Origin of the sequence: Janthinobacterium sp. PAMC25594 (genome assembly GCF_019443505.1) — a bacterium.
In the GTDB taxonomy this organism is placed as follows: domain Bacteria; phylum Pseudomonadota; class Gammaproteobacteria; order Burkholderiales; family Burkholderiaceae_D; genus Janthinobacterium.
Genome location: NZ_CP080377.1, coordinates 4622677 through 4641537, shown reverse-complemented (window position 1 = coordinate 4641537; position 18861 = coordinate 4622677). Strand labels below are relative to the sequence as shown.

Annotated in this window: 19 protein-coding genes; 6 read left to right on the top strand and 13 right to left on the bottom strand. The window is 63.7% G+C overall.

Annotated features, from left to right (window positions below; translation table 11 throughout):
* The 7 genes from purE to KY494_RS20775 form a co-directional block, all read right to left on the bottom strand.
* Entirely contained in the window at positions 1-498 is a 498-nt protein-coding gene (gene purE, locus KY494_RS20805; protein ID WP_219132585.1) for a 5-(carboxyamino)imidazole ribonucleotide mutase, read from the bottom strand.
* 1 nt (position 499) lies between these two features.
* The gene (locus tag KY494_RS20800) at positions 500-1393 is read right to left on the bottom strand and encodes a phosphoribosylaminoimidazolesuccinocarboxamide synthase (protein ID WP_219888082.1); all 894 of its coding nucleotides are present in this window, start codon (positions 1391-1393) and stop codon (positions 500-502) included.
* A 108-nt stretch (positions 1394-1501) separates the two neighbouring features.
* A complete protein-coding gene (fba, locus tag KY494_RS20795) occupies positions 1502-2566 on the bottom strand; it encodes a class II fructose-bisphosphate aldolase (protein ID WP_071075342.1) in 1065 nt (354 codons plus the stop codon).
* Between the two features lie 79 nt (positions 2567-2645).
* Positions 2646-4094, bottom strand: coding sequence for a pyruvate kinase (pyk, locus tag KY494_RS20790; protein ID WP_219888081.1), 1449 nt, complete (start codon positions 4092-4094; stop codon positions 2646-2648).
* Positions 4095-4204: 110 nt separating this feature from the next.
* Positions 4205-5416 (bottom strand): phosphoglycerate kinase, encoded by a 1212-nt coding sequence (locus KY494_RS20785; protein WP_219132584.1) that lies wholly within the window; start codon positions 5414-5416, stop codon positions 4205-4207.
* 77 nt (positions 5417-5493) lie between these two features.
* Complete coding sequence (locus KY494_RS20780) at positions 5494-5844, bottom strand: AzlD domain-containing protein (protein WP_219888080.1); 351 nt, start codon at positions 5842-5844, stop codon at positions 5494-5496.
* Entirely contained in the window at positions 5837-6583 is a 747-nt protein-coding gene (locus tag KY494_RS20775) for an AzlC family ABC transporter permease (RefSeq protein ID WP_219888079.1), read from the bottom strand. Before KY494_RS20775 ends, KY494_RS20780 begins: the two co-directional genes overlap by 8 nt.
* A 259-nt stretch (positions 6584-6842) precedes the next feature.
* Here KY494_RS20775 and KY494_RS20770 point away from each other — a divergent pair, with 259 nt between their 5' ends.
* From KY494_RS20770 to KY494_RS20755, 4 genes are read left to right on the top strand one after another with little or no spacing between them, the layout of a single operon-like run.
* Complete coding sequence (locus KY494_RS20770) at positions 6843-7037, top strand: zinc-finger domain-containing protein (protein WP_070220739.1); 195 nt, start codon at positions 6843-6845, stop codon at positions 7035-7037.
* 58 nt (positions 7038-7095) lie between these two features.
* Complete coding sequence (locus KY494_RS20765; RefSeq protein ID WP_219888078.1) at positions 7096-7521, top strand: nuclear transport factor 2 family protein; 426 nt, start codon at positions 7096-7098, stop codon at positions 7519-7521.
* Positions 7521-8492: a YheT family hydrolase gene (locus KY494_RS20760; protein ID WP_219888077.1), complete on the top strand. Its 972-nt coding sequence runs from the start codon at positions 7521-7523 to the stop codon at positions 8490-8492. Before KY494_RS20765 ends, KY494_RS20760 begins: the two co-directional genes overlap by 1 nt.
* Before the next feature lie 46 nt (positions 8493-8538).
* Positions 8539-9129 (top strand): DUF2946 family protein, encoded by a 591-nt coding sequence (locus KY494_RS20755; RefSeq protein WP_219888076.1) that lies wholly within the window; start codon positions 8539-8541, stop codon positions 9127-9129.
* 3 nt (positions 9130-9132) lie between these two features.
* Here the strand turns inward: KY494_RS20755 and KY494_RS20750 are convergent, their stop codons facing one another.
* The gene (locus KY494_RS20750) at positions 9133-10719 is read right to left on the bottom strand and encodes a M48 family metalloprotease (RefSeq protein WP_219888075.1); all 1587 of its coding nucleotides are present in this window, start codon (positions 10717-10719) and stop codon (positions 9133-9135) included.
* A gap of 196 nt (positions 10720-10915) precedes the next feature.
* Between KY494_RS20750 and moaC the strand changes: the two genes are divergently transcribed.
* Positions 10916-11422, top strand: a complete 507-nt coding sequence (gene moaC, locus KY494_RS20745; RefSeq protein WP_219888074.1) for a cyclic pyranopterin monophosphate synthase MoaC — start codon at positions 10916-10918, stop codon at positions 11420-11422.
* On the opposite strand, the gene KY494_RS20740 is transcribed toward moaC, so the two are convergent.
* Complete coding sequence (locus KY494_RS20740) at positions 11423-11803, bottom strand: DUF6713 family protein (RefSeq protein ID WP_219888073.1); 381 nt, start codon at positions 11801-11803, stop codon at positions 11423-11425.
* Positions 11804-11966: 163 nt separating this feature from the next.
* Between KY494_RS20740 and KY494_RS20735 the strand changes: the two genes are divergently transcribed.
* Positions 11967-12689: a flagellar brake protein gene (locus tag KY494_RS20735; protein WP_219132575.1), complete on the top strand. Its 723-nt coding sequence runs from the start codon at positions 11967-11969 to the stop codon at positions 12687-12689.
* Positions 12690-12710: 21 nt separating this feature from the next.
* Here the strand turns inward: KY494_RS20735 and KY494_RS20730 are convergent, their stop codons facing one another.
* From KY494_RS20730 to KY494_RS20715, 4 genes are all read right to left on the bottom strand, one after another.
* Entirely contained in the window at positions 12711-13175 is a 465-nt protein-coding gene (locus tag KY494_RS20730) for a pilin (protein ID WP_219888072.1), read from the bottom strand.
* Positions 13176-13302: 127 nt separating this feature from the next.
* Positions 13303-16395, bottom strand: coding sequence for an efflux RND transporter permease subunit (locus KY494_RS20725; RefSeq protein WP_219888071.1), 3093 nt, complete (start codon positions 16393-16395; stop codon positions 13303-13305).
* Positions 16385-17548 carry an efflux RND transporter periplasmic adaptor subunit gene (locus tag KY494_RS20720; protein WP_219888070.1) on the bottom strand — a complete coding sequence of 388 codons (1164 nt, stop codon included), beginning with the start codon at positions 17546-17548 and terminating at the stop codon, positions 16385-16387. The genes KY494_RS20725 and KY494_RS20720 overlap by 11 nt, the downstream gene beginning before the upstream one ends.
* Complete coding sequence (locus tag KY494_RS20715) at positions 17545-18846, bottom strand: TolC family protein (protein ID WP_219132571.1); 1302 nt, start codon at positions 18844-18846, stop codon at positions 17545-17547. The genes KY494_RS20720 and KY494_RS20715 overlap by 4 nt, the downstream gene beginning before the upstream one ends.
* Positions 18847-18861 lie beyond the last annotated feature (15 nt).

Sequence of the window (18861 nt, the reverse complement as noted above, 5' to 3'; positions counted from 1 at the left end):
TTATTCAGGCAAGACCATGGCCTTGGCGGCGGCCGTTTGCGTGGTGCGGAAAGCTTCGAGCTGGTCGGCCAGGGCGTCGTCGTTGGCGGCAAGCATCGCCACCGCCGTCAACGCCGCATTCGCCGCGCCCGCTTCGCCGATGGCGAAGGTGGCCACGGGCACGCCCTTGGGCATTTGCAGGATGGACAGCATGGAATCTTCGCCGCGCAAGTATTTCGACGGCACGGGCACGCCCAGCACGGGCACGATGGTCATCGCCGCCACCATGCCAGGCAGGTGGGCGGCGCCACCGGCGCCGGCGATGATGGCGCGCAAGCCGCGCGCGCGCGCGCTTTTCGCGTACGCATACATCTCGTCGGGCATGCGGTGGGCGGAAATGACTTGCGCTTCGTACGGCACGCCAAACTGTTTCAGGATGGCAACCGCGTTCTGCATCACTTCCCAGTCCGAGGACGAGCCCATGATGACGCCGACCAGCGGCTTATTCTGCTCTGTCATCTTATGCCTTCAGCTTCTCGCCCGTCAGGCATTCGATGGCTTCGAAGTACTTGGCCTGGGTTTTTTCGATGACGTCGGCCGGCAGCGCGGGCGCCGGTGCGGTCTTGCCCCAGGTCAGCGTTTCCAGGTAGTCGCGCACGAATTGCTTGTCGAACGACGGCGGCGAAATGCCAGGCTGATAGGAATCGGCGGGCCAGAAGCGCGACGAGTCGGCCGTCAGCACTTCATCCATCAGATGCATGACGCCGTTGTCGTCCAGGCCGAATTCGAACTTGGTGTCGGCGATGATGATGCCGCGCGTGGCCGCGTACTCGGCGGCCGTCTTGTACAGGGCAATGGCCACGTCGCGCATCTTGGCGGCCAGTTCGGCGCCGATGCGCTCTTCCATTTCAGCAAAGCTGATGTTTTCGTCATGCTCGCCCAGCTCGGCCTTGGCCGCCGGGGTGAAGATCGGTTCCGGCAGTTTTTCCGCCTGTTGCAGGCCGGCTGGCAACTTGATGCCGCAGATGCTGCCTGTATCTTGATAGTCTTTCCAGCCCGAACCGATGATGTAGCCGCGCACGACCGCCTCGACCATGATGGGCTTCAAGCGCTTGGCCACCACGGCGCGGCCCTTGACTTGCTCCACTTCATCCGGCGCCACCACGGATTCCGGCGCCACGCCGGTCAGGTGATTCGGCACGATGTGGCCCAGTTTCTCGAACCAGAAGTCGCTCATCTGGTTGAGGACCTTGCCCTTGCCGGGGATAGGCTCGTTCATGACGACATCGAAGGCCGACAGGCGGTCCGTGGTGACGATCAGGATCTTGTCGTCGCCGACGGCGTAATTGTCGCGGACCTTGCCGTGGCCCAGCAATGGCAGGGAGTGGATGGAAGTCTGATAGAGGCTGTTCATAGCGGGGGGAATAGTTGGATGAAACGAAACCGGCAGGCAGGGAAGACGCCCGCCGGTCGAGAAAATCGGGCACGGAGATGCAGCTTCCGGCCCGTTCCAGACAGAATTTTACTTCACAATTTGCGACAGCTCGCCGGCCTTGTAGCGCTCGGCCATTTTTTCCATCGTGATGACCTTGATTTTCGACGCCTGGCCTTCGCAACCGAATGCCTGCATGCGGGCGCGCACGATTTGCTCTGCAGCAAGACGGGCTGGCTTCAGGTAGTCGCGCGGGTCGAATTTCGATGGATTTTCAAACAGGTATTTGCGGATCGCGGCCGTCATCGCCAGGCGGATATCGGTGTCGATGTTGATCTTGCGCACGCCGTGACGGATGCCTTCCTGGATTTCCTCGACTGGCACGCCGTAGGTTTCCTTCATGTCGCCGCCGAATTCGCGGATGATGGCCAGCAATTCCTGCGGCACCGACGAGGAACCGTGCATCACCAGATGGGTGTTCGGGATGCGCGCGTGGATTTCCTTGATGCGGTCGATGGCCAGGATGTCGCCCGTTGGCTTGCGCGTGAATTTATACGCGCCGTGCGAGGTGCCGATGGCGATCGCCAGCGCGTCGCACTGGGTGCGCTGCACGAAGTCGGCAGCCTGCGCCACGTCCGTCAGCAGTTGCTCGCGCGTCATGGTGCCGTCGGCGCCGTGGCCGTCTTCCTTGTCGCCCTTCATGGTTTCCAGCGAACCGAGCACGCCCAGTTCCGCTTCCACCGTCACGCCGATGGCGTGCGAGAATTTCACCACTTCACGCGACACTTCCACGTTGTATTCGTAGGAAGCGACCGACTTGCCGTCCGCTTCCAGCGAACCGTCCATCATCACGGAAGTAAAACCCGAGCGAATGGCGGCCATGCAGACGGCCGGCGACTGGCCGTGATCCTGGTGCATGACGACGGGAATGTGCGGATACGCTTCGACGGCGGCGTCGATCAGGTGACGCAGGAAGGCTTCACCGGCGTACTTGCGCGCGCCAGCGGACGCTTGCATGATCACCGGGCTGTTGAGCGCATCGGCGGCGGCCATGATGGCTTGCACTTGCTCCAGGTTATTGACGTTGAAAGCAGGAATGCCATAACCGTTTTCGGCGGCATGGTCCAGCAGTTGACGCATGGATACGAGAGACATGGTAATACTCCAGAGAACAATAGAAACCGTTGCGGCGCTTCGCGGCTAATTGCCGCGCCAGCGCCTGAATTCTTAGCTATTAATCAAACTCGCCGACTGTGACAATCTTTAATGCATTCGTGCCACCCACCTGGCCCATCGGCTCGCCCCACGTGACGACGATCATGTCACCCTTTTTGACGATGCCCTGCGCCACCAGCAGCTCTTCCGCCTGCTTCAGCACTTGCGCGCTGGGGGCGTTCTGCATCAGATGATACGCCCGAACATTGCGGTACAGCGCGGCTTTGCGCAAAGTCGTGACGCTGGGCGTGAGCGCGTAGATCGGCGTGTCGATGCTGTGGCGGCTCATCCACAAGGCGGTGGAACCGGATTCCGTCAGCGCCACGATGGCTTTTACGCGCAGGTGATGGGCGGTAAACAACGCGCCATACGCGATCGACTGGTCGATGCGGGTAAACGTGACGTTGAGGAAATCGGCATCGAGCTTGTTGTATTCGGACTGTTCCGCTTCGACGCAGATGGCGGCCATCATTTCCACCGTCTCGATCGGGTATTTGCCCGAGGCCGTTTCCGCCGAGGTCATGACGGCGTCCGTGCCGTCGAGCACGGCATTGGCCACGTCGGACACTTCCGCGCGGGTCGGCACGGCGTTGACGATCATCGATTCCATCATCTGCGTGGCCGTGATCGCCAGTTTATTCGACGCGCGCGCCATCTTGATCATGCGCTTCTGCAAGGCCGGCACGGCCGCATTGCCCACTTCCACGGCCAGATCGCCACGCGCCACCATGATGCCGTCGGACGCGTCGAGAATTTCTTGCAGGGCAGGAATGGCTTCGGCGCGTTCGATCTTGGCGATCATCATCGGCTTGTGGTGGTACGCTTCGCCGGCGATATTGGCCAGCTGGCGCGCCATTTCCATGTCGGTCGCGCATTTCGGGAAGGAAATGGCCAGATAGTCGGCCTGGAAACTCATGGCCGTCTTGATGTCTTCCATATCCTTGGCCGTCAGCGCGGGGGCGGACAGGCCGCCACCCTGGCGGTTGATGCCCTTGTTGTTCGACAACTCGCCGCCAATCTTGACGGTGGTGTGGATTTCGCTACCGTGGATGCGCTCGACGATCAGCACGATGAGGCCGTCGTTCAGCAGCAGCACGTCGCCCTTGTGCAGGTCGCGCGGCAAAGCCTTGTAGTCGAGGCCGACCCGTTCCTGGTTGCCCAGTTCGCCATTCTCGCCCCACTTGGCGTCGAGGATGAAGCGCTCGCCCTGCTCCAGCTGAATGCGGGTGTTTTCGAACTTGCCGACGCGAATCTTCGGACCCTGCATGTCGGCCATGATGGCCACTTCGCGGCCGCACTCGGCCGCCGCCAGGCGCACCAGCGCGGCGCGGTCGATATGGTCTTGCGCCTTGCCGTGGGAAAAATTCAAGCGCACCACGTCGACGCCCGCGCGTATCATTTTGACCAGGATATCGAAGTCCGTGGAGGCGGGGCCGATTGTTGCTACGATTTTTGTACCACGTGGCATAGGAATCCTTGTGCGCGAGCGAAGGTGAGCAAGGCCGGTTTGAGACAGCAGCCGGCAAGGTAAAAGCGCAGCGGTCAGGCTGCGCTTGGTGGCACTACAGTCAGGCTGGATCAGCCTGCGCGTTGCATCAGGATCTCTACGGCGGGTAAAGTCTTGCCTTCCAGGAACTCCAGGAAAGCGCCACCGCCCGTCGAGATATAGCTGATTTTATCGGTAATATCGTATTTGGCAATCGCCGCCAGGGTGTCGCCACCGCCGGCGATCGAGAATGCTTTCGACTCGGCAATGGCCAGCGCCAGGGTCCTGGTGCCGTGGCCGAACTGGTCGAACTCGAACACGCCGACCGGGCCGTTCCACACGATGGTGCCGGCGGCGGCGATCTGCTGCGCCAGCAGGGCCGCCGTTTTCGGGCCGATATCGAGGATCATGTCGTCGTCCGCCACGTCGGCCACGTCCTTGACCGTGGCGGCGGCCGTAGGCGAAAACTGCTTGGCGCATACGACATCGACGGGAATCGGCACTTGCGCGCCGCGCTTGGCCATGATCTCGATGATGGCCTTGGCTTCTTCGACGAGTTCCGCTTCCACCAGCGACTTGCCGACGTTCAAGCCAACGGCCTTCATGAAGGTGTTGGCGATGCCGCCGCCGACGATCAGGTTATCGACCTTGTCGGACAGGGCTTTCAGGATGGTCAGCTTGCTCGATACTTTCGAACCGGCGACGATGGCCAGCAGCGGGCGGGCGGGCGCGTGCAAAGCTTTGCCCAGCGCATCGAGTTCGGCGGCCAGCAGCGGGCCGGCGCAGGCGACGGGCGCAAACTTGGCGATGCCGTGCGTGGATGCTTCGGCGCGGTGGGCCGTACCGAACGCGTCATTGACGTAGATATCGCACAATTTCGCCATTTTTTGCGCCAGCTCATCGCTGTTTTTCTTTTCGCCCTTGTTGACGCGCACGTTTTCCAGCAGGACCACCTGGCCTGGGGCCAGGTTTTCCAGGCCGGCACCGTCGATCCAATTTTGTTTCAGTGCAACTTCCTGGCCCAGCAGCTCGGACAAACGGGCGGCCACGGGCGCCAGGCTGTCAGCCGGCTTGAACTCGCCTTCCGTCGGACGGCCCAGGTGCGACGTCACCATGACGGCGGCGCCAGCGTCGAGGGCGGCGCGGATGGCCGGCACCGAGGCGCGGATGCGCGTATCTTCGGTGATCTTGCCACTGTCATCTTGCGGGACGTTCAGGTCGGCGCGGATAAACACGCGCTTGCCTTGCAGTGCATTTTGGGCGATCAAATCTTGCAGACGGATGAAGTTGAGAACAGCTGACATGGCGATCCAGATGACGAGTGGAAGGAAGTGCGCTATTTTACCGCAATGACCAGACCAAATCCCCGATTTGTCCTGCTTTACTGAAAAACATGCAACAGTCGCAAGCCCGTGAAAACCAGCATGCCAAACACGATGGTTTGCAGCATATTGCGGCGCATCACGAAAAAGAGCGTGGCGGCAATACCGGATAACAGTTTCAAATTGGACAATTCAAAGTGCAGCTGCTGCCCCTCCATCAGCAGGTCGGGCGCGATGATGGCCGCCAGCGCGCAGGCCGGCGCATAGCGCAGCATCTCACCCACGCGGCGCGGAATGGTGATGTGATGGCCGACCAGCCAGAAGGTGCTGCGCGTGGCGGCCGTGGCCACCACCAGCACGGCGATGGCGATCCACACATCGGCTTTGCCCCAGTCTATGCCGTCAAACATGGCGTTTTGTCCATTTTTCTGTCAATTCTTCCACGGCCATGGCGCTGACCATGCCCACCACCACGGCCACCAGCAAGCCCAGTTTATACGGCAGGCTGAAGGCCAGCACGGCCACCATGCCCGCCACCAGCACGCCGCACAGGGCGGCACGGCTGAGGATCAGCGGCACCGTCACGCACAGGATCGCCAGCGTGCCGGCAAAGCCCAGTCCCCATTCGGCCGGCACGACGGCGCCCAGCACGATGCCGATGAAGGAACCGATTTGCCAGGCCAGCCAGTTCGGGTAAATCAGCCCCTTGAGGAAGGGCAGCTTGGCCGGGTCCGGCGTTTCATGGGGGTAGCGCTGCAGGAACAGGCCCACGGTGATGTCGCCGGCCACATAGCCGAGCGCAAAGCGCTGGCGCCACGGCAGATGGGAAAAATGCGGGGCCAGCAACACGGAAAAGATGACAAAACGCAAATTGACGACGAGCGCCGTGGCGAAGATCACCCACACGGGCGCTTGCGCGGCCAGCAGGGGCAGGGAGGCGAGCTGGGCCGAGCCGGCAAACACGAACAGGGTCATCGCCCCCGCCTGCGCTACCGTCAAACCGCTTTTCACCATGGCCACGCCCACCACCATGCCCCAGGCGGCGATGCCCAGCAGGGTGGGCGCGCCCAGGTTCAGGCCGGCGCGCCAGGCGTCTTTCAGCAGGGCCTCGTCCTTGTCGGCCATGACGGCGCTCACGCGGGTGTTCATGCGCACCCCCGACAAGCGGAGTGTGGTAACTGCACAACAATGGTGCGCGCAGTAGCGCTACGCAACGGTGATACCGGCAAGGCGAATCCAGTCAGTGTGGCGCTGCAGCTGCCATATTTCCGCAAAAAACCCGCGCCGCAGCCGCAGATGATCGAGCCGCCATTTTAGCCATGATTTTTGCTGTCTGCCTGAATCCGTTAAAATCGTACTTTTGGCAGCAGCCGACTTCCTTCCATACAGCCTCACGGAGCATGACAAGATGACAAAAACCACCCAGCCAGCGGTCGAACTCGACGGTAAAGACTTGCCAGCCCACTGCCCTAACCCGGCCATGCCGCTGTGGTCGTCGCATCCGCGCGTGTTTCTGGAATTCAACAAAGACGGTATCGCCAAGTGCCCGTACTGCGGCACGGCGTATACCCTGAAGGAAGGCGCCAGCGCCGGCCATCATTAAACTGCCCAGCGGCGCGCCCCCAGCGCGCCGTTTTTATTTGCACCAGCCCGGAGTCGTCATGAAACGTCTGAAAGAACTCAATGGCAGCGCCGCCGAAGTCGAAGCGGCGTTCTACGATGCCTTGCACCGCGCCGACCTCGAAGCGCTGATGGCGCTGTGGGCCGACGACGAGGAAATCGTCTGCATCCACCCGGGCGGCGCGCGCCTGATCGGCCATGCCGCCATCCGCGCCTCGTGGGAAACCATTTTGACGGCCGGCGGCCTGCACATCGTGCCGGCGCAGCTGCATGAAACGCACAACCTGATGAGTTCAGTGCACACCGTCATCGAAGGCGTGACCCAGGAAGAAGGCGGCCCGGCACATCTGCTGGCCACGAATGTGTATGTCAAAACGCCGCGCGGCTGGCGCATCGTGCTGCACCACGCCTCCATCGCCCCCGGTGGCGCGCCGGCCGACGCCACGGGAACGCAGATCCTGCACTGATGTCCTTGTCTCTTTCCTACACCGCGCCGCTCTGGCTGCCTGGCGGCCACGCGCAGACGATTTATCCGGCCGTGTGCCTCGCCAAGCCGGCCGTGGCTTTCCGCCGCGAACGCTGGCAGGCGCCCGATGGCGACTTCGTCGACGTCGACCTGGTCGACGGCCAGCCGGGCCAGCCCTTCGTGTTGCTGTTCCACGGCCTGGAAGGCTCGTCGAACAGCCATTACGCGCGCGCCCTGATGGCCGAGGTGGCCGCGCGCGGCTGGTCGGGCGCCGTGCCGCACTTTCGCGGCTGCTCGGGCGAAGCCAATCTGGCGCCGCGCTTTTACCATTCGGGCGATGCGCAGGAAGTGGACTGGATCGTGCAGCGCCTGCGCCCGCGCGCGACGGGTAAATTTTACGCGGCTGGCGTCTCGCTGGGCGGCAACGCCCTGCTGTGCTGGCTGGGCCAGTCGCAGCACCAGGCCGATTTCATCGATGCGGCCGCCGCCGTGTCCGCTCCGCTGGACCTGGCGCAAGGGGGCAAAGCCCTGTCGTCCGGCGCCAACCGCCTCTACACGCGCATGTTCCTGAACACGCTCAAACCGAAGTGCCTGGCCAAGCTGGAACAGTTTCCCGGCCTGTTCGCGCGCGACGCCATGCTGGCCGCGCGCGACTTGCACGCCTTCGACAATGTCGTCACGGCGCCGCTGCACGGCTACCGCGACGCCGACGATTATTGGCACCGCGCCAGCGCCAAGCACGTCTTGCAGGACATCACCGTGCCGACCCTGGTGCTCAATGCCCAGAACGATCCTTTCCTGCCCGGGCGCTACTTGCCGCGCAGCGCCGCGCCGCAGGTCACGCTCGAATATCCACGCCACGGCGGCCACGTCGGCTTTGCCGCTGGCAAGTTACCAGGAAGCACACGCTGGTTGCCGCAGCGCCTGATCCATTTTTTTGAAGGCGGCAACACGGCGCCATCGGCACCATAAAGCTGTCACGCTGGCAGTTCGCAAACGCACACGGAAAACGCTACACATGGATGAACTCGTCAAACAGGCGCTGGCCAAATGGCCGAACGTGCCGCACTGCTACGGCTGGCTGGGCCTCGATGCGCGCGGCCACTGGCGCATGCGCGACCAGCAGGCGCAACAGCAGCAACTGCCCGGCGACAAGATAGCCCATGCAGCCCTGTTGGGATTTATCAACCGCAATTACGACCATGACGAGCGCGGTTGCTGGTTTTTCCAGAATGGCCCGCAGCGCGTCTACCTGAACCTGGAAGCGACGCCCTACATCGCCCGCAGCGATCCGCGGCACGGTTTTATCCTGCAGACAGGCGCGCCGCTGGCGGCAATCGATGCGGCGTATCTGTGCGACAACGGCGCGCTGATCTTGCGCAACGATCATATCGTGGCGCAGGTGGACGACCGCGACATGGCGCAGGTGCTGCCTGCGTTGCGCCTCGATGGCCAGCTTGTCGGCGACGAGGCCCTGCTGGCCTGGCTGGAAAATGGGCAGGGAAACTTGGTGTTATTGCATGACGGCAAGGAGATCGCCGTGCAGCCGCTGCGCTACGATGCCGTGCCGACAACCTTCGGCTTCCAGCGCGCGCCGCAAGCCGAATAAGGCTTAACCCTTCTGGTCTTTCAGCTGTTCGCGGCGCTTTTCCTGCAATTCGCGCTCGCGCGCATCGATCACGGCCTGGTCATAAAAAGTCGCGTCCGTCGACTTGCGGGCGATGGTCAGCTGGTCCAGCGCGGCCATGGTGGCGCCCTGCAACACATAGGATTCGGCCAGCGCCATGTGCTGCAAAGTCATCTTGCCCTGGTCCGCATAGGATTTCGCCAGTAAATCATACAGTTCCGGCTCTTCCTTGTAGAGCTGCACCTGGTCGCGCAGATACAAGGTAGCCTGCTCCAGCTTGCCTGCAGCCATCAGTGCTTCCGCATACTGATGGGCAATGCCGCGCGAGAGGGGGAACTGCTGGCGCGCCGCATCCGCCGCCTTCAGGGCTTGCTGCGCCACTTCCTTCTTCTGCGCCGGCATCAACAGCACTTCCAGCCCCATCGCCGCCAGCAGCGAGTTCGGCGCCTGCGTGCCGCCCGAGGTAAACACATTCGGCCCGGCCGGCTGGTGCAGGGCGGCATTGGCGGCATCGAGTTCCTTCTGCGCCTCCGCCGGCTTGCCCTGCTTGACGGCGACAAAGGACAGGCCGTAATGGGCGGCCACCACCTGGAAACGGCTTTGCTGCTCCAGCTGCGTCTTGAAGACGGCCGTGGCGTTCAACAGGCCTTGCACGCTTTCATCCTGCAGCACGCGGGCACGCGCGCGGGCCAGGTGAAAGCTCAGGCTGTCCGGACGCTGCTTGTACGGTTGCTCGCGGATACGCGCCTGGATATCGGCGATGCGTTCCGTCGTCAGCGGGTGGGTCTGCAGATAGGCGGGCACCAGGTCGCTGTACGAGCGGCTGGCCGCCTGCATGCGGCCGAAGAAGGCCACCATGCCGGTGGTGTCGAAACCGGCTTCGCCCATGATCTGGAAGCCGATGCGGTCGGCCTCGCGCTCGGCATCGCGGCCAAAATTGAGCTGGCGCTGGATGGCCAGGCCCTGGCCGGCGGCAAACACGCCCAGCGCCACGTCGCCGCCCGCGCGCGACGCCAGCGCCGCCAGCAACATGGCCGCCAGCGGCATCAGGGCATCCTGGCGCTGCTGGCCCAGCATGCGCGCGATATGGCGCTGCGCCACGTGGCCGATCTCGTGCGACAGCACAGACGCCAGTTCCGCCTCCGTTTGCGCCGCCAGCACCAGCGCCGAATGCACGCCGATGAAGCCGCCCGGCAAGGCAAACGCGTTCAACTGGGGATCGCGCACGGCAAAGAAGAAATAGTCGTAATTCGTTTCGCCGCGCACGCTGGGGCGCGCCGCCACGAGGGCGTTGCCGAAAGTGTTCAGGTATTCCAGCAGCGGGGCGTCATCGAGGTAATCGCGGTCGCCGCGGATGCCGCGCATGATTTCCTCGCCGATCTTGCGCTCCATCGCCGGCGACAGGTCTACGCGCGAGGTATCGCCCAGGTTCGGCAGGTTCGGCGCCGGCGGCACGGCCAGCGGCGTCCAGCTGCTGGCCGTGGTCGCCGTGATGGCGGCCGGCGCCGCCGGTGCGGACGTATAGATTTGCGCCAGCGCACATGGCGCCGCCAGCCAGAATGCAGCCAGCATGGATGCGCGCCGGGAGCGGCGCAGCCATGCCGCAGCGGCGTTTTCAAGGACGATAGGAAGGGGAGTTTTTGAATTCACGGGTGCTATCATACCTTGTTAGCGGCGCCCATTCTCACGCGACAAGCATGCACCATGCCAGTGCTATGACGCCGTGGCCGGGCGTGCCGCATCTCCACTCCTTACCTATTTTGACGCCATGACAACAGCAGACAAGCAAGCCCCCGCCGGAGAACTGACCCATTTTGACGCCACGGGCCAGGCCCATATGGTCGATGTGGGCAGCAAGGAAGACACGCGCCGCAGCGCCGTGGCCGCCGGCACCATCCGCATGCAGCCCGCCACCCTGGCATTGATCATTTCCGGCCATGCGAAAAAGGGCGACGTGCTGGGCATCGCCCGCATCGCCGCCATCATGGGCGCCAAGCGCACCAGCGACCTGATTCCCCTGTGCCACCCGCTGGCCCTCACGCGCGTCACCGTCGACTTCGAAGTGGATGAAGCGGCCAACAGCGTGCACTGCCGCGCCCAGGTCGATACCACCGGCAAGACGGGCGTGGAAATGGAAGCGCTCACTTCCGTGCAAATCGGCTTGCTGACGATTTACGACATGTGCAAGGCCGTCGACCGGGGCATGGTCATGACGAATGTGCGCGTGCTGGAAAAGCATGGCGGCAAGTCGGGCGACTGGCACGCCGAGCTGTAACTATGCTGGCTGGCGCGCCAGCTGGCCCAAAACGCGGCGCACGTCGCACAGCAGCCAGACGGCACTGGCCAGGCACAGCACGATGAGGGCCACGGACAGGGGCAAGTGGAATTGTTCCAGCCCTGCCAGCGCAAAGCCGGCATGGATCAGGCAGGTTCCCACGCCCAGCGCGGCACACACACAAGCGTACAGGGCCGCCCGCGAGGTGGCCAGCAGCACGTGCCGGTAACCGACCAGTACCAGCGCAATCGCCGCCAGGTTAAACACCAGGAAACCCTGTATGCCGCCCGGCACATGGAACATTTCCCATTCGCGCCAGTACGCCGCATCGACCTGATGCAGGATCAACAACAACATCGTCCAGAAATAGCTGCGTGCCATAAGATTTACATTCGTCAATATTGACGCAATTGTAAAGCCAGAACCGCGCACCGGCACGCGTCCATGGCATTTTTCCATGCGAATATGAATTTCATTGATATGAGTGCTTTTTCATCAAGAAATCATGCATACTGCGATTCGACCATATCGAGATGAGCATCGCATGACAAGCAACAAGCCCGCCGCGGAAAGCAAGCTCCAGGACTTCGAATTCGAGGCGATGAATCTGCAGGTGGGCGGACGCATCCAGTTCATCACGCACCGCACCATCAAGCCCATCCAGCATTTCTCGACCCTGATCGGCTATGTAAAAGACGAGTACCTGATCGTCAAGATTCCCATGGAAAACGGCACCGCCATCGTGCTCAACGAGGGCGACAAGCTGACCATCCGCGTGTTTTCCGGCGTCACCGTGTGTTCGTTTGCCTGCAGCGTGCTGCGCATCTTTGGCCGCCCGCTCAATTATGTGCACCTGAGCTTTCCCGACGCCATCCAGGGCACCAGCCTGCGCACGGCCATGCGCGTGAAAGTGGACATTCCGGCGCAGCTGAGCTACCGCGACGTGGCGGCCGTGCCCGTGTTCATCGTCAACCTCAGCGTCTCGGGGGCGCTGATCGAGGCGCCCAGCATGCTCACGCCGGACGACGAGGGCGTCGCGCTCAGCTTTACCCTGCTGGTGCAGCCGAACAAGCATCAGATGCGCGTCAATACGCGCGCGCGCATCCAGAACGTCAGCGTGGGCAAGCCGTCGAATGGCAATGCGGCCGACGTCGCCGAAATCTATACGTATGGCGTGCAATTCATCGACCTGGAACCGACCCACTACACCCTGCTGCAAAACCTCACGTATGAAGCGCTGATCGCGGACCGGCAAAAAATCGTCTGACACTGGCACGGCAGGCAGCGCTCACTGCGTCGCCACCACCTTGGGAATATTGTTCCTGGTAATGGCTTCCTTCGCCGCCGCATTCGTCACGCTGGTGCTGTTAAACCAGCTCAGGCTGCTGGTGCCGACCTGCAACTCCATGCTCACCGTCTGGCCACCCATGCCACTACCCAAGTCGCCTGCCAGGGTCAGCTCGATATTGCCCTTGTCGACCTTGGCGCCGGCCACTTCGCGCGTCGGGCTGAACAGTGGAATCGCGCTGGGCGCGGCCTCGGTGGGCGTGCTGCAAGCGGTCGCCAGTCCCCCGTTTTCCTGCACGCACAGGGCCACGGCCGTTTTCAACGGGGCAGCGGCGGCCAGCACGTTGCTGACCTTGGCCCGCATCGTATAGTCGCCATACTGGGGAATGGCCACGGCCGCCAGGATGCCGGCGATGGCCACCACGATCATCAGTTCTATCAGGGTAAATCCGCTCTGCGCGCGCATCGTCGCCTCCCATGGTGCCTTGTGCACGCCAGGTACGGTGCAAGCGCCATGCCAGCGACGCGCCCGGGCAACGGCGGTGCACGTGGAAAGAAAAGCGACACTTTTTGGCATACGCGGCCCAACTGCGTCAGGCGGCGTCCTCGGACAGTCCTTTCTTTTCCGCAAAATAGGGATAGGCCAGAGGCAACAGCAGCAAGGTAAAGAAGGTAGCCGACACGATGCCGCCCACGATCACCACGGCGAACGGGCGCTGGGTTTCCGAGCCGATACCATGCGACAGCGCCGCCGGCAGCAAGCCCAGACCTGCCATCAATGCCGTCATCAGGATGGGCCGCAAGCGCGCCACGGCGCCGGCGATGGCACTATCGACGGCACTCGCGTTGTGCCGGGCTATCTCGACGATCTGCTCGACCATGATGACGCCGTTCTGCACCGATATACCGGCCACGGCAATGAAGCCAACGGCCGCCGAGACGGAAAAATGCAGGCCGACCAGCGCCAGGCCCAGGATGCCGCCGATCATGGTAAATGGCACGATGGACAGGATCAGCATGGCCTTGCGCACGGACCGGAAGGCCCAGAACAGCAGCGAAAATATCATCAGCGCGGTGATCGGCACGATCACTTCCAGGCGCTTCACGGCGCGCTGCTGGTTTTCGAACTGCCCGCCCCAGGTGATCTGGTAGCCCGGCGGCAGGTGCACGAGGCGCGCCACTTTTTCTTGAGCCTCCGCAACGAAACTGCCCTGGTCGCGGCCCAGCAGATTGGCCTTGACGGACGCATTGCGCCCGCCCGCTTCGCGGCTGATGCGGGCCGCGCCCTGGCGCACCTCGATGTGCGCCAGCTCGGCCAGCGCCACCGTGCCGGTGGCGCCCGGCAAATTGACCGGCAGGGCGCCGACGGCATCGACGGAGTCGCGCGCCGCTTCCTTCAGGCGCACGGTAATGTCGAAACGCCGGTCGCCCTCGAAATACGCGTTGACGACGTTGCCCGCCAGCGCCGTCTGGATCGCCGTGTTGACATCGGCCACGTTGACGCCCAGGCGGGCGATGCGCTCGCGGTCGATAACGATGTCGAGTTCGCTCTGTCCGCCGATTTTTACGGCGCCCACGTCGGCCGCACCCGCAATGCCGCTCAGGATGCCGGCGATCTGCTCGCTCTTTTGCGTCAGCACGTCCAGGTCGGGACCGTAAATCTTCACGGCAATTTCGCCCTTCACGCCTGACAGCGCCTCTTCCACATTGTCCTCGATGACTTGCGAAAAGTTCGTCGGCACGCCGGGCAAGGTGCGTATCTTCGCCGACATATCGGCCACCAACGCCTCCTTGTCCGCAAAGCGCCAGCTGCCGCGCGGTTTCAGGTCCGCCAGGATTTCCATGTTGTTGCTGCCCTTGGGATCGGTACCGTCGTCGGGCCGGCCCACGTGCGAGATGACATTGCCCACTTCCGGGTAGGACAGGATGATGGCGCGTACCTGCTGCTCGACGGCGCGCGTCTTTTCCAGCGAACTGGAGGTCGGCAGGCTGACCGTCAGCCACAGGTTGCCTTCGTCGAGCTTGGGCAGGAACTCGCTGCCGAGCAGCGGTGCCAGCGCCAGGGTCACCACCAGCGCCAGCACCGAGGCGAGCATGACGAAATTGCGCTGGCGCTGCGCCGCCGCCAGCAGGCGGCCGTAACCGTCCTGGATGCGCTGCAGCCAGGCGCTGTGCTTTTCCGCCATCGGGTGGCGGCGCATGGTCCAGGCCAGCAAGGTAGGCACCAGCGTCATGGTCAGGATGATGGCGCCCAGCATGGCAAAGCTCAGCGTGAACGCCACGGGCGAGAAGATCTTGCCTTCCACGCGCTGGAAGGTGTAGATGGGAATGAAGGCGACAATAATGATGGCCTTGGCAAACAGGATGGGGTGACCCAGGTCGACCACCGTCTGCTTCAGGGTGCGCTCGCGCAGGGAGGCATCATGCCGCCCCTGCTCGCCCAGCAGGGCCAGCCGTACCAGCAATGCTTCGACCAGCACCACGGCGCTGTCGATGATGATGCCGAAGTCGACCGCGCCCAACGAAATCAGGTTGGCGGGAATGCCGCGCGCATCAAGCATGATGAAGGCGAACAGCAACGACAGGGGAATCACGGCCGCGACGATCAGGGCGGCGCGCCAGTTGCCCAGGAAAATCACCAGGATGGCGATCACCAGCGCCGCGCCCAGGAGCAGGTTTTCCGCCACCGTGTGCACCGTGTGGCCGATCAGTTCCGTGCGGTCGTAGATCGTGCGCAAATGCACGCCTTTCGGCAGGCGCGCATCGAGGCCGGCGATGGCCAGCTTGACGTCGGCCACTACCTTGGCGGCGTTGCTGCCCTTGCTCATCTGCACGATGCCTTCCACCACGCTGTTTTCACGGTTGAAGGCCACCACGCCGGAACGGGGGCGATTGCCCACAGTCACTTCGGCCAGGTCCGACACGAGCACCGTGCGCCCGCCCTTGGCGCTGACGATGACGCGGCCGATATCGTCGATGCTGCCAAAGATACCGATGCCGCGCACCACCAGCGCCTCGTCGCCGCGGCGCACCAGGCCGCCACCCACATTGGCGCTGTTATTGTTCAAGGCCGCGCTGAGCTGGTCGATGGTGACGCCATAGCGCTGCAGGGCGGCCGGGTCGACCTGCACCTGGTATTCCTTGACAGTGCCGCCGAAGCTGACGACATCGGCCACGCCGGGTACGATGCGCAGCGCAGGCCGCACGACCCAGTCCTGCAAGGCCCGCACTTCGTTCGCATCCATGCCCGGCGGTGCCTCGATCACATAGCGGAAGATTTCACCGACCGCCGTCGACAAGGGCGCCAGGCTCGCCTGCACGCCCGTGGGCAGCGTGACGTTCTGCAATTTTTCCAGCACTTGCTGGCGCGCAAAATAATCGTCCGTGCCATCGGCAAAGGTCAGGGTCACCACGGACAGGCCGGTAATCGTCACGGAACGCAGCTGCGTCTGCTGCGGCACGCCACTCATTTCGCGTTCGATGGGCAAGGTGACGTTGCGTTCGACTTCCTCCGGCGCCTGGCCCAAATACTGCGTGACGATCTGCACCTGCACGTCCTGCACGTCGGGAAAGGCTTCGATGGGCAGGTTGCTCAGCGCGCGGTAGCCGAAGACGGCCAGCGCCGCCGTCAGGATCAGCACGAAAACGCGCTGCGCCAGGACAAAATCGATCAGCTTAGCGAGCATTGGTAGCCACCTCGGCGTTGAGCAGGAAGGCGCCTTCCGTGACGACCCGTTCGCCGGCGCTCACGCCCGCATCGACAAAGCTGCTGTCGCGTCCCTTGATGCGCACGTTCACGCGGCGTTTTTCAAACGTGCCTGGCTGTTTTTCCACGAAGACATAGCTGTACACGCCTTCTGCGAACAGGCTGGTATTGGGCAAGGCCACGGCCAGGACGCCGCCATCGCCGGCCAGGAAGGAGGCGCGCGCGAACATTTCCGGCTTCAGGGCGCCATCGGCGTTGTCCAGCGTGCAACGCACCTGGATGCGCCGCGTCTGCGGGTCCAGCACCGGCGCCACATGCGCCACCGTGGCGCTGAAGCGGCGCCCCGGGTAGGCATCCGTCTCGACACTGACCGCCTGTCCCTGGCGCACGCTGGCGAGGGCGCTTTCCGGCACGTCGACCAGCAGCCACAGACGGCGCAAGTCGCTGATGACGAACAGGGGCGCGGGCGCGTCGGGACGCACTTCCTGGCCCGGGTTGATCTGGCGGTCGGCGATAGTGCCGGCCAGCGGCGCGCGCAGCGTGTAGCGGCCATTGCCGCTGCCGACCGCGTTCAGGCTATGCATGCGCAAGGCCGCACGCCGCGTTTCCGCGCGTGCCTGCTGGAAATCGGCATCGGCCGACTCATAATCCTTGCGCGCCAGCACCTCTCCGCGGAACAGTGTGTCGGCGCGCTGATAGGCCAGTTGCTTGCGCACTTCGTCGGCCTGGGCTTTGCGCCAGTCGGCCTCGGCACTGGCCATGTCGGGAGAATCGAGGTCGGCCAGCAAGGCGCCGCGCGCCACGCGCTCGCCACTATCGGCATGCAACGCCAGCACGCGGCCCGGCACGGGCGAACTGACGCGCGTGGTGACGTTTTCATCGTAGGCGATGCGTCCGTTCAGGGCGGCGCTGGCCGGCAGCGGCACCGCACTCACTGCGGCGATTTTCAGCGTCGCCATCTGCGGCGCATTCGCGGCAAAATGCAGCACGCCGGGCGCGGCAACGCTGCTGGCCACGGCGACGGCAGGCAAAGCGGCGGCGTGCGCCCGTTGCAGATACTGCACGCCCGCGGCGGACCCGCCGCACAGCAGGACGAACAGGGCGCCATAAGTCAAAGTACTGCGCGATATCATGGTGTCGTACTTTCAAGAGATGCGGTGGGAAAGGATGCCTGCCAGGCGGCCAGCGCCTTGGCGTAGTCACTGCGGGCGGCCAGTGCGTCAAGCTGCACGGCGCGGTAGCTGCGCCGCACATCGAGTACATCGGCGATCGGCAGGGCGCCATGCTGGTAAGCGAATTCCGCCGCCTGGGCCGACTTTTGCGCGGCCGGCAGCAAGCTGTCGTCGATGCGTTGCAAGCGCTCGCCATTGCTGCGCATGTCGAGTACAGAACGGCTCAGCTCCGCCCTGGCCAGGATGCGCGCCTGCTCGAGGTTTTCCTGCGCCAGGTCCAGCGCCACCTGGGCACTACGGATCTCGCCGTCATACTGGTAGCGCAGAAAGAGCGGTACCTGCAGGGAAATACCGAAGCTGTTGCCGCTGCCTTGTGGATTGCTGGCGCTGGTCGGGTAATGTTCAGCCTGCACGCCGATGGAAACGTCACGCGTGCGCGAGGCAAGCGCCAGCTTGTGTGCCGACAAGGCCGCGGCCACCCTCGCCTGCGCCGCCATCACATCGGGGCGATGCGCAATGGCTGCCTCGGCCGGATCGGCCTGCGCCAGGGTGGTGGCTGCGACTGCGGGCCAGCCATCGGCAAGCGGCAGCTGCGCCTGGCGGTTGTCGATACCGGTCAGCAAGGCCAGCGCCAGGCGCGTACGCGCGACATCGCTGCGCGCCTGCGCCGTATCGTTGCTGGCGCGCAGCGCTTCAACTTGCAGCCGCGCCACGTCAGCCGGCGACACATCACCCGCCTGTCGCTTCTTCTGCGCCACCTCGACGGTGCGCTGGTACAACTGCGCCGTATCATTGAGGATGGTCAGGCGCTCGCCCGCCGCCAGCGCATCGTAATAAGCCTGGCTGACAGCGAGACGCAACTGGCGCCGCGCCTCGCGCACGTCTTCGCGTGCGCCCTCTTCCTGATGCAGTGCACCGTCGCGGCGCAGGCCGCGCTTGCCGCCCCGCTCCAGCAACTGGTCGATGCGCACGCTGCTGTCGACGGTCTTGCTGCGCAAGCTGCCTGCGCCCACGCCAAGGCCGGGGTTGATGTTCATCGTCTGCACCGTCAACATGGGATTGGGCGCGGCGGCGGCGCTGGTCACGGCAGCGGCGGCACTGTCAAGCGCCAGTGCCGACACGCGTACGTCGTGGTTGCGTTCGAGCGCAACGCGCTGCAACTGCTCCAGCCCCAGGCTGTCCTCCAGCGGGGTCTGCGCATGCAGGATCAGTGGCAGGAACAACGGCAACAACGCCGCTGGCCACCGTAAACATTTCATGGACATGATGTTTGC

Bases quoted from the DNA above. Each gene is read 5' to 3' on its own strand.
- KY494_RS20740 (WP_219888073.1), bottom strand. From the start codon at position 11,803: ATGGCACGCAGCTATTTCTGGACGATGTTGTTGTTGATCCTGCATCAG.
- KY494_RS20800 (WP_219888082.1), bottom strand. From the start codon at position 1,393: ATGAACAGCCTCTATCAGACTTCCATCCACTCCCTGCCATTGCTGGGC.
- KY494_RS20755 (WP_219888076.1), top strand. From the start codon at position 8,539: ATGGATGAACTCGTCAAACAGGCGCTGGCCAAATGGCCGAACGTGCCG.
- KY494_RS20735 (WP_219132575.1), top strand. From the start codon at position 11,967: ATGACAAGCAACAAGCCCGCCGCGGAAAGCAAGCTCCAGGACTTCGAA.
- KY494_RS20770 (WP_070220739.1), top strand. From the start codon at position 6,843: ATGACAAAAACCACCCAGCCAGCGGTCGAACTCGACGGTAAAGACTTG.
- fba (WP_071075342.1), bottom strand. From the start codon at position 2,566: ATGTCTCTCGTATCCATGCGTCAACTGCTGGACCATGCCGCCGAAAAC.
- KY494_RS20775 (WP_219888079.1), bottom strand. From the start codon at position 6,583: ATGAACACCCGCGTGAGCGCCGTCATGGCCGACAAGGACGAGGCCCTG.
- KY494_RS20750 (WP_219888075.1), bottom strand. From the start codon at position 10,719: ATGCTGGCTGCATTCTGGCTGGCGGCGCCATGTGCGCTGGCGCAAATC.
- KY494_RS20785 (WP_219132584.1), bottom strand. From the start codon at position 5,416: ATGTCAGCTGTTCTCAACTTCATCCGTCTGCAAGATTTGATCGCCCAA.
- KY494_RS20720 (WP_219888070.1), bottom strand. From the start codon at position 17,548: ATGATATCGCGCAGTACTTTGACTTATGGCGCCCTGTTCGTCCTGCTG.
- KY494_RS20730 (WP_219888072.1), bottom strand. From the start codon at position 13,175: ATGCGCGCGCAGAGCGGATTTACCCTGATAGAACTGATGATCGTGGTG.
- KY494_RS20715 (WP_219132571.1), bottom strand. From the start codon at position 18,846: ATGAAATGTTTACGGTGGCCAGCGGCGTTGTTGCCGTTGTTCCTGCCA.
- KY494_RS20725 (WP_219888071.1), bottom strand. From the start codon at position 16,395: ATGCTCGCTAAGCTGATCGATTTTGTCCTGGCGCAGCGCGTTTTCGTG.
- KY494_RS20780 (WP_219888080.1), bottom strand. From the start codon at position 5,844: ATGTTTGACGGCATAGACTGGGGCAAAGCCGATGTGTGGATCGCCATC.
- KY494_RS20760 (WP_219888077.1), top strand. From the start codon at position 7,521: ATGTCCTTGTCTCTTTCCTACACCGCGCCGCTCTGGCTGCCTGGCGGC.
- pyk (WP_219888081.1), bottom strand. From the start codon at position 4,094: ATGCCACGTGGTACAAAAATCGTAGCAACAATCGGCCCCGCCTCCACG.
- KY494_RS20765 (WP_219888078.1), top strand. From the start codon at position 7,096: ATGAAACGTCTGAAAGAACTCAATGGCAGCGCCGCCGAAGTCGAAGCG.
- purE (WP_219132585.1), bottom strand. From the start codon at position 498: ATGACAGAGCAGAATAAGCCGCTGGTCGGCGTCATCATGGGCTCGTCC.
- moaC (WP_219888074.1), top strand. From the start codon at position 10,916: ATGACAACAGCAGACAAGCAAGCCCCCGCCGGAGAACTGACCCATTTT.